The sequence below is a fragment of the Arthrobacter sp. H41 genome (assembly GCF_000520535.1).
Classification (GTDB): Bacteria; Actinomycetota; Actinomycetes; order Actinomycetales; family Micrococcaceae; genus Arthrobacter_D.
Genome location: NZ_KI914789.1, coordinates 93,280 through 102,481, shown reverse-complemented (window position 1 = coordinate 102,481; position 9,202 = coordinate 93,280). Strand labels below are relative to the sequence as shown.

Annotated in this window: 7 protein-coding genes; all 7 read right to left on the bottom strand. The window is 66.5% G+C overall.

Annotated features, from left to right (window positions below; translation table 11 throughout):
* Window positions 1-204, bottom strand: a 204-nt coding sequence (locus Y705_RS22285) for an IniB N-terminal domain-containing protein (RefSeq protein ID WP_026532536.1), incomplete at its 3' end; no start/stop codon positions are given.
* 151 nt (window positions 205-355) lie between these two features.
* A complete protein-coding gene (locus tag Y705_RS0108390; protein WP_026532535.1) occupies window positions 356-2,515 on the bottom strand; it encodes a LuxR C-terminal-related transcriptional regulator in 2,160 nt (719 codons plus the stop codon).
* On the bottom strand, window positions 2,512-4,698 hold the full coding sequence (locus Y705_RS23405) for an Hsp70 family protein (RefSeq protein ID WP_049822480.1): 2,187 nt from the start codon (window positions 4,696-4,698) through the stop codon (window positions 2,512-2,514). Before Y705_RS23405 ends, Y705_RS0108390 begins: the two co-directional genes overlap by 4 nt.
* 110 nt (window positions 4,699-4,808) lie before the next feature.
* Window positions 4,809-6,641 (bottom strand): ABC-F family ATP-binding cassette domain-containing protein, encoded by a 1,833-nt coding sequence (locus Y705_RS0108380; protein WP_026532534.1) that lies wholly within the window; start codon window positions 6,639-6,641, stop codon window positions 4,809-4,811.
* A 54-nt stretch (window positions 6,642-6,695) separates the two neighbouring features.
* On the bottom strand, window positions 6,696-7,667 hold the full coding sequence (locus Y705_RS0108375; RefSeq protein WP_049822479.1) for a 4-(cytidine 5'-diphospho)-2-C-methyl-D-erythritol kinase: 972 nt from the start codon (window positions 7,665-7,667) through the stop codon (window positions 6,696-6,698).
* A gap of 101 nt (window positions 7,668-7,768) precedes the next feature.
* A complete protein-coding gene (locus tag Y705_RS0108370; RefSeq protein ID WP_081737911.1) occupies window positions 7,769-8,761 on the bottom strand; it encodes a GGDEF domain-containing protein in 993 nt (330 codons plus the stop codon).
* Window positions 8,695-9,202, bottom strand: a 508-nt coding sequence (locus Y705_RS0108365) for a GGDEF domain-containing protein (RefSeq protein WP_155849984.1), incomplete at its 5' end; no start/stop codon positions are given. The genes Y705_RS0108370 and Y705_RS0108365, both read right to left, overlap by 67 nt.

Genomic DNA, 9,202 nt, shown 5'->3' with positions numbered 1-9,202 from the left:
GTCGTCCTCGTCGTCGTCCTTGTGCTTCACGGGCGCGTAGTCCTCGATGACTGGCTTCACGGCGTCAACATCATCCGTACCGACGTCACCAAGGCCGGCTTTGGCGAGAGCGCCCTCGGGATCTTCCTTGAAAGCAGCTGCTGCTTCCTCATCCTTGAACAGGTTCATGAGGAAATCGAGAAGAGAAGTGGCGAGAGTGGTCATGACACGTTCCTTTGCATCGGGTTTTGCTGAGGCTGGTCCGCCTGGCCGGAATGCCTGGCTTGTTACAAACATAGGATTGGGGGCTCAGCGGGACATCGGGGTCGATACCCCTAACTGGCGCCCCGCGCTTAGGGGTTTGCAGGTCCGGGTATTAGGGGATCAGGGGGTTCTCCTGCGCTGATTCACCGAGAATCAGGCGCAATCTCGCCAGGAGATCCGAGCGGGTTGTCACCCCGAGCCGACGACGGACCCGCGCGATATGGTGCTCGACCGTGCGCGGGGAGATGAAGATCGCTTCGCTGATCTCCCGGTAAGTGCGGCCTTCGAGCACGAGCTGAGCGATCTCCCGTTCCCTGCCGCTGAGGTCGAAACCATGCGTGGATCGTGAGGCGTGTACCCGCTTGGCCGACGGCTTGATTATCGTGGCCGGCCGAGCTGTCCCGCGCCTATTTCCCCGGTCCGGCCCGGCAACCGCTTCAGTCTCGCGTGCAGGAGCCGGCGAGCCTGTTGAAGGCGCCTGGTCCGGACGGAGATCGCGGGCACAGGCGAGAAGTCGCGCCATATCCTTCCGATCCTGCGCTTTGGCCGATGCGTGTCCCGCCAATCGCGCACCGTCCCAGGGAAGGCCCACTGCCGCAAGCCCTCGTGCCGCGGATTCCACCACATCGGGATCGAAGCTTCCGGCAAGGACGAATACCCAGGAACGCCCTGCGGTTGCCAGGACAGCTGCCAGGGGATACTGACCGGATGCGCGTACCAATGCGGAGGCATGTGGCGCCAGGTCCGCCGGCCGCTCCAGCAAGAGTGCGGACTGGATCGCCGACCAATGGAGGGGGACCGACCACAACGGCGGATTCCCCAACTTTGCAAGCAGTGCCCAGGCTTCGGCCACGTGAGGCTCGAGTTTGTGCGATTCCCTGAGCCGGGCAGCCGCGATCATCAGTTCGCCCAACGGAAGGAGGCTGAAAATGTCGATCGAGATATGGAGCACGGCCTCGCTGGCACGCTGCCAGGCGTCGATCATGCCGGTGGTGTCGCCGGCTCTTCGCGCTAGACCCACTTCGAGTGCCTGCACGAGCAACTCGTCCCGCGGCCCCAGCTGCTCGACCGCGGCGCGTGCCTCAAAAATCGCCTCCCGTGCAATAACGGGCCGGTCCTGCACCATGGCAGTCCATGCCTGAAGCAGCAGTAGCCGCGGCCGCTGTGCCTGTCCGCCCTGTCCGCCGTGGAGCGCCGCCGCCACAATGGAGCCGGCCGTCTCAGGTTCACCGGCGTGCAGCGCGACAAAGGCGGCGAACGACGCCGGGCCTTCCGGCGCAGGAAGGGCACGGCCGGAGGCCGTCAGGGTGTCCGATGCTCGAATGAGCGTGGGCACCGCCCGGCTCGGCGGAGTTTCGAGGGAATGCATCGCTCCCTCACCCAGGAGTGACGCCGCAACGGAACACAGGGTGGGTGAACCGCCGGAACCGGGCTTACTGAGCATGGCGGCTGCTCCCGAAGCATCACCGGCTGCCATCAGGGCGACTGTGGCCAACGCCGCGAAGCTTCCGGAAGCGTCGGAACCGAACCACCGGTATACGTCAGCAGCCCTCGACATCATGCCGCGCTGCGCCCAGACGGACGCTGCGACCTGCACTGCCCTCTCAAGATCAAGGGTCTCCACCGGTTGTGCCGATGCGGCTCCCGGCATCGCTGGGGCGTTGTGCCGAGCGAGGAGGTCGTCGAGAATGCGGCAGGCGCCGTCGAGGTCGCCCACGGCCGCTGCTGCCTCCGCACGCCGCGCTGCAGTTGCAAGTTCACCGGCACCTGCCGCTACCGCCTCTGTGAGAAGCGTGAGCGCAAGTTGCGGATCGGAGACCAGTGCTGCATCTCCTGCCGCTTCGAGCGCTTGCGCAATGCGCTGGTCAGTCAGCCCTTCCTGAACGAAATCACGCGCGATGTCCATCAGCGGCAGGCCCTCAGAGCAGAAAGTGTCGACCAATGAGCGCTGGAAGCGGCGCACCTGGTGCACTTCCGCGTTTTCCCGAACCAGCTTCTTGACCAGCGGCGCCGGGCTTCCGCTGGGTAGAAGTAGCCCGGCGGAGCGGGCCCTTGCCGTCAATTCCCCGATCGTTTCGCCCGTGCCGTGCAGCAGTGGAGGCGCCTGGTCCGGCACCCGGAAACCGACACTCGATGCGAGCAGCAATTCCTGCAGCGGCACGTCGAGAGCGCTGAGCTTCCGTGCCAGGACCTCCGCGGGAGCCGTACCCTCCGGTCCGGTGGTTTCGCCGGAAGCGTTGTGCAGGCCCGAAAGCAGGAGATCGGCCCTCACTCGTCTTCCACTTCCGGCAGTTCGTCTTCCACTTCCGGCAGTTCGCCCGTCGGTGAGGGATCCGGCTCCGGGTCGGATGTTCCAGAGATTACCGGTTCAGAAGGCGGAAGATCCCCCGAAGGAATCGCCGAAGGGAAAGAGTCAGCCGGGGCAGTCGCCTTCGGTGAAGCAGAAGGAGTCTCCGTGGGAGGGATCACCGAGGGTGACGGCGTCGCCGCAGGATCGGTGGCCATGGGTGACGGCGTCCCTGTCGTAGCAGTACCAGGGGGCAGGACCCCTGCAGCCGGAGCGGTCGCCGTGGGTGAAGGCGTTTCGGCCGGAGCAGTCGCCGCGACCGACGGCGTCCCAGCCGGATCGGGCTCCGGCGCCGAAGGCCCCACAGCCGAATCAGACCTGGAAGGTGAAATGCCGGGTGGCTTCGGTTGAGGGGACTGTTCTGAAGAATCAGCAGGTTGCGTGCGGACAACCGCGGGCGCTTGAGGGTCCGGATTGGGTTTGGCAGATTTACCTGCCCCCGGGAATTGCGAGCTGTCCTTCCGGCCGGAATCGGCAACGACGATGTCGCGTTTCGGGCCGTCCAGTCCGCTCTGTCCCGGGGGCTGAGCCGCGACCTTGCCGGTGCCTCCGGTGCCGCCGGCCGCATTGCTCCCTTTGGCGGCATTGCCCGGTTGAACCACTGTGTCGAACCAGCTCGCACGCGGAACGGACTCGGTTTCCTGGCCAAAGCCTGCCGCCCCACCGCCTGCCGCCCCATCGTCTGCCGCCGCACCGCCACCGCCGTCCCCGCCTCTCGGAGCCTGCTGGCCGACTTCCGCCCCGGTCGAGGGAACTACTGCCGCCTCTGCCGCCTGTTCCGGGCCTGTCAGGATGTCGGAGAGTGCCGTGAACGACGTCGGAGAGTTGGCTGCGGTTGCAGTGGCGACGCCAAGCAGCGCAACAGCGGCAGTCACGGCGAACGCTCGGGTTCGGATCCTCCTCCCTGCCGTCACGTGATGGGGCCCGTGACGCGGGGTCAGGGAATTCGCCGCAGGGGCATGGGAGGCGACAGCCACGGCATTTCCATCAGAGCCGGAAGCAGGACCGGCGGACGCCGTTCCGTCCTCCTGGAGCGCCGCGGTAGCGAAGGCCGCGCCGAGTGCGATCGATGCCTTCGGATCAGCATCGATCGCGACGGGCCTGCCCAGGCGCTCGGAGATCAGCTGCGCTACGAGGGGTATGCGGGATGATCCTCCGATCAGGAGTACCGCGTCGAGATCCTCCGCAGTAACGCCCGCTGAAGTGACTGCGCGGTCGAGCAGATCGATGGTCTCATGGACCCGGCCCTCGATCATGGCTTCGAATTCAGAGCGGACCAGCCTCACCTGGGCATGCGCCCCGGGCAGAAGCACCGCGATGGACGCTTCGGGATCCGTGGACAGGGCTTCCTTCGCTTCGGCACATTCCCGGCGGAGACGTGCCACCGCTGACAGTGCATCGGGGTCGGCGCTGTCGAGGCCGGCGAATGCCTCGGAAGCACCCGCGACGACGTGACCGAACACATCCTGATCGAAATCCGCACCGCCGAGGCGTTCGATTCCCGCCGGGGTTCCGAGGACGGTGAAGGTGTCGGCGTCCGTTTTCCTGAGAACGGTGGCATCGAACGTGCCACCCCCGAAGTCGTACACCGCCAGGGTGCTGCCCGGTTCCACGCGCTCCTGGGAGGCATAGTGCAACGCGGCGGCCAGGGGCTCGGTCAGGAGTGCAACGTCGGCGAGCCCCACTCCGGCGAGGGCACTGGAAAGCAGCCCGGTCTTGTGCCCGCCCCATTCCGCCGGATGGGTCAGGGTGACGGCTAGCGGGGGCTCGCCCTCGCGCTCCTCGGCCCGGTCGACGACCCACCGCACGATCGCGGCGAAAAGATCCTCGGGCAACACGCTGATGTCCCCGATGATGATCGGGACATCGTCGCCCATGCGCCGTTTGAATTCGCGCACCAGACGCTCCGGGTGAGCAAGCCCGCGGCGTTCGGCCGCCTCGCCCACAACGGTCTGCCCGTCCTCGCCGAGAAAAATGACGGAGGGTACGGCGTTGGCATGGGTTCCAAGGGGCAGGACCTGCGGCGCAGGGCTCTGACCCCCACCGAACCGCGCAATCGCGGCTGCGGTGAAGCTGGTTCCCACATCAACGCTGAGACCGTACGGCATTCAGATTCCTCACGAGCGTCCGACATTGGTCATTTAAACCAACGATAACGACGCCATAACGGAGGCGCGAGGGTAATCCCGCGGTCTGACTACTCGATTTTGTAGGGCAACTACTCGCCCAGGATTTCCGCGGTTTCCATCCACTGCTCCTCTAGCTCGCCTGTCTCAGCCTGCAGTGCCCGCAGCTTGGCGTCGAGGTCCGCAATCCTGGCAAAGTCGGCATCGGCTTCGGAACCTGCGTCATGCATCTGCTGCTGAAGCTTGCCCTTCTGCGCATCCACTTTGGTGATCTGCCGCTCGATCCGCGTCAGGTCTTTGCGGGCCTGCCGCAACTCGGCCTCCGAGGAACCGCCCGTTCCAGCGGAACCGCCACTGGTGGCAGGAGACGCGGCGGAACCGGTGGCGGTCAGTGGCCCGGCCGCCCTGCGCAGCTCGAGGTACTGGTCGACGCCGCCCGGCAGGTCCCTCAGCCGGCCATCACCGAGCAGCGCCATCTGCGAATCCGTGACCCGCTCCAGCAGGTAGCGGTCGTGCGACACGACGACAAGCGTGCCTGGCCAGCCGTCCAGGACATCCTCGATCGCCGACAGGGTGTCGGTGTCGAGGTCATTGGTGGGCTCATCGAGCATCAGTACGTTGGGCTCGCCGACCAGCAGCCGGAGCAGTTGCAGACGCCGTCGTTCACCACCCGACAGCTCGCTGACGCGGGTCCACTGCTTCTCATTGGTGAAACCGAGCTGTTCGACGAGCTGGCTGGCCGATACCTCCTTGCCACCCACGCTGAACACGCGTTTCTCGGCCTCGATCACCTCGATGACGCGGCTGTTGCCGAGCTCGTCGAGTTCGCGGACCTCCTGCGAGAGCACAGCCGTCTGGACGGTCTTGCCCCGCTTGACCTTGCCGCCCGTCGGCAGCACATCGCCGTTGAGGAGGTGGAGCAGGGTGGTCTTCCCCGAACCGTTGACGCCGACCAGGCCCAGCCGCTGCCCCGGGGCGAGGCGCAGCGTCACGTCCTGGAAGAGCGTCCGTTGCCCGGCCCCGTCCTCGTCCAAGGGGAGGGTCAAACTGACGCCCTCCAGGTCGAGGACATCCTTCCCGAGCCTGGACATCGCCATCTTGCTGAGCGCCAGGGAGTCACGCGGTTCCGGGACATCGGCGATCAGCTCGTTCGCGGCCTCGATGCGGAACTTCGGTTTCGCCGTCCGGGCCGGAGCCCCGCGCCGGAGCCAGGCGAGCTCCTTCTTCACGAGCTGGACGCGTTTGGACTCGATCACGGAATTCATGCGGTCACGCTCGGCGCGGGCCAGCACGTAGGCCGCGTACCCGCCGTCGAAATCGTCGACGACGGCGTCGTGGACCTCCCACGTATGGTTGCAGATCTCATCGAGGAACCACCGGTCGTGGGTGACCACGAGAAGGCCGCCCTCGGTGGGGCGCCACCGCTGACGGAGGTGCTGCGCGAGCCAGGCCACGCCCTCGACGTCGAGGTGGTTGGTGGGCTCGTCGAGCATGATGACGTCGTCGTCGCCGATCAGGAGCTTGGCCAGCGCCACCCTGCGCTTCTGTCCTCCCGAGAGGGAGGAGACCTTCGCATGCCAGTCGACCTCCGAGACGAGCCCTCCCATCACGTCGCGGATGCCCGGGTTCGAGGCCCACTCGTGGTCCGCTTGGTCCCCGACGATGGCCTGACCCACTTCGAGCGCGCCGTCGAGGACATCGGTCTGGTCCAGGTAACCGACCGAGACGTCGCGGCGCCGCGTCACGCGGCCCGAGTCGGGCTTCTGACGCTGGGCGAGCAGGCGCATCAGGGTGGACTTGCCGTCGCCGTTCCGCCCCACCACTCCGATGCGGTCGCCGTCCTCGAGACCCAGGGAGACGCCGTCGAGGATGGTGCGGGTGACAAAGGCGACGCTGAGGTTTTCAGCGCCGAGAAGGTGTGCCAAGAAATGCTGCTTTCGTTAATGACGTGAGTGCGTCCGGTGCGGGCGGGACGCCGGTCAGGCAGGGTGGCCGGTGTGGATCCGCGCTCCATGGACCGGTCCGTGAACCGCCATGGCGATCAGCCCCTCCGCGGTGAGCCGCGATTCGAGTTCGGCCGCGTGCCCCTCGCTCGAAGCGAGGAAGGCCACCGTCGGCCCTGACCCCGAGACGATTCCGGCAAGCGCTCCCGCCTTCTGTCCCCTCCCAAGGATATCCCCCAGCCCGGGGGCGAGTTCCAGCGCGGCTTCCTGGAGGTCGTTTTGCAGCAGGGGCGCGAGCCCATGGCCGTCGCCGGAGCGCATCGCACCGAGGATCGAGGAGTTGACTTCCGGCTGCGCCGGAGGTTCGAAGCCCTTCCGCTCGCGGATCCCGTCCAGCAGCCGGTAGACGACGGGCGTGGACAGGCCGTAGTCGGCTGGGACCAGCACGAAGTGCAGGGGCGTCTTGGAGATCGCGGGCGTGAGCTGCTCCCCCACTCCCAGCCCGACGGCGGTCCCCCCCAACAGTGCGAAAGGGACGTCGGCGCCAAGTTCGCCGGCGATCTTGGCGAGCTCGTCCCGGGAGAAGCCACTGCCCCACAGTGCCTCGCAGGCGAGCAGCGCGGCAGCCGCGTCGGCTGATCCGCCGCCCATTCCCCCGGAGACCGGAACCTTCTTGACGATGTCCAGGTGGACACCGGTGGATGCGGGGCTCACCTCGGCGAGCAGCCGCGCCGCACGGACGGCGAGGTTCGTGCTGTCCAGCGGAACCGCGTCGGTGGGAATGGGGAAGGGACCCGCACCGGTGACCGAGACCGTGACCTCCTGCCCCGGCATGGGGGTTGCCGTGACCTCCTCGTAGAGGGAAACAGCGAGGAACACGCTGGCGATACCGTGATAGCCGTCCTCGCGCAGCGGGCCGACCCGGAGCGAGACGTTGATCTTGCCAGGAGCGGCCACCCGGACGGAACGCGGATTGCCTCGTATTTCACCTGCTTTGCCCAACACCATAGGTACCAACCTAGATGACCGCGGGGTTCCTGAGGTAGTTTCGGCCCGGGCGGCGGCGGCGCGTGCTTCGGAAAGGATTGGCTTCGTCGATCAGTCCGCGTTCAGGAGATTTCGAGGACAGGCTTCAACTCCGGCGTCGGAGAAGCAGTGACACAGTCGTGCAGGGACGCCCAGAAACGCTCGGCCGCGGGACTTCGACGGACGGTGAGCAAACCCTGATCCACCAGCGAATCGGCCCAGGCATGGACCATCGTCTGATGGAAGACGAACTCCTCGAGCGCCGTCCGTTCGGGAAGCGGCAACGCTCCGAATCCGCTCTCACCGACAGGAAGGGCGCCGATGGCTCCCAGCAGCGATTCGAGGGTGCGTCGCGTGGATTCAGGAGCCCTGGTCTGGCTCGGCAGCTTCCCCTCCGCCTTTCCGGCGGCGATGTCCTGCCGCAACCCGTCGATATAGGACACCCAGAGCCGCGCGTCGGCGACGTGGACCGTCAGCAGGCCCTGGTCGGGGACTTCCGAGGTCGAGTTGAACACCCGGAAACATCCCCTGCCCTGGTGCTTGGCGGTATACATGGCACGGTCGGCGTCCTCGGACAGGTTACGGCCCCGGTTGTCGGCCGAAGCCACGGAAATACCGACGCTCGCGCTGATCCGGACCTCCTCGCCATCGAGCAGGATCGGCTTGGCGATGACATCGATGATTCGCTGGCCGAGCGCGCCGACGTCGGCCTCGTCCAGCCCGGGAAGCACCAGTGCGAATTCGTCCCCGCCCACCCTTGCCACGGTGTCCCCCGTGCGGGTACAACTCCGCAGGCGTCCGGCGATCTCCACCAGCACCGCGTCCCCCGCAGCGTGGCCCAGGGCATCATTGACAGGTTTGAAACCGTCGATGTCGATCACGAAAACCGCAAGCGGCCGTGCGCTGCGTTCCCGCTCCCGCAGTGCGTGATTGAGTCGGTCGTTGAACAGCGCGCGGTTGGCCAGTTGGGTGAGTGGATCATGCAGGACCTGCCGCTCGAGCTGGCTGATCAGCCGTGGACCGTCAGCAGGCCCTGGTCGGGGACTTCCGAGGTCGAGTTGAACACCCGGAAACATCCCCTGCCCTGGTGCTTGGCGGTATACATGGCACGGTCGGCGTCCTCGGACAGGTTACGGCCCCGGTTGTCGGCCGAAGCCACGGAAATACCGACGCTCGCGCTGATCCGGACCTCCTCGCCATCGAGCAGGATCGGCTTGGCGATGACATCGATGATTCGCTGGCCGAGCGCGCCGACGTCGGCCTCGTCCAGCCCGGGAAGCACCAGTGCGAATTCGTCCCCGCCCACCCTTGCCACGGTGTCCCCCGTGCGGGTACAACTCCGCAGGCGTCCGGCGATCTCCACCAGCACCGCGTCCCCCGCAGCGTGGCCCAGGGCATCATTGACAGGTTTGAAACCGTCGATGTCGATCACGAAAACCGCAAGCGGCCGTGCGCTGCGTTCCCGCTCCCGCAGTGCGTGATTGAGTCGGTCGTTGAACAGCGCGCGGTTGGCCAGT

Bases quoted from the DNA above. Each gene is read 5' to 3' on its own strand.
- Y705_RS0108370 (WP_081737911.1), bottom strand. From the start codon at position 8,761: ATGTTTCCGGGTGTTCAACTCGACCTCGGAAGTCCCCGACCAGGGCCT.
- Y705_RS0108375 (WP_049822479.1), bottom strand. From the start codon at position 7,667: ATGGTGTTGGGCAAAGCAGGTGAAATACGAGGCAATCCGCGTTCCGTC.
- Y705_RS23405 (WP_049822480.1), bottom strand. From the start codon at position 4,698: ATGCCGTACGGTCTCAGCGTTGATGTGGGAACCAGCTTCACCGCAGCC.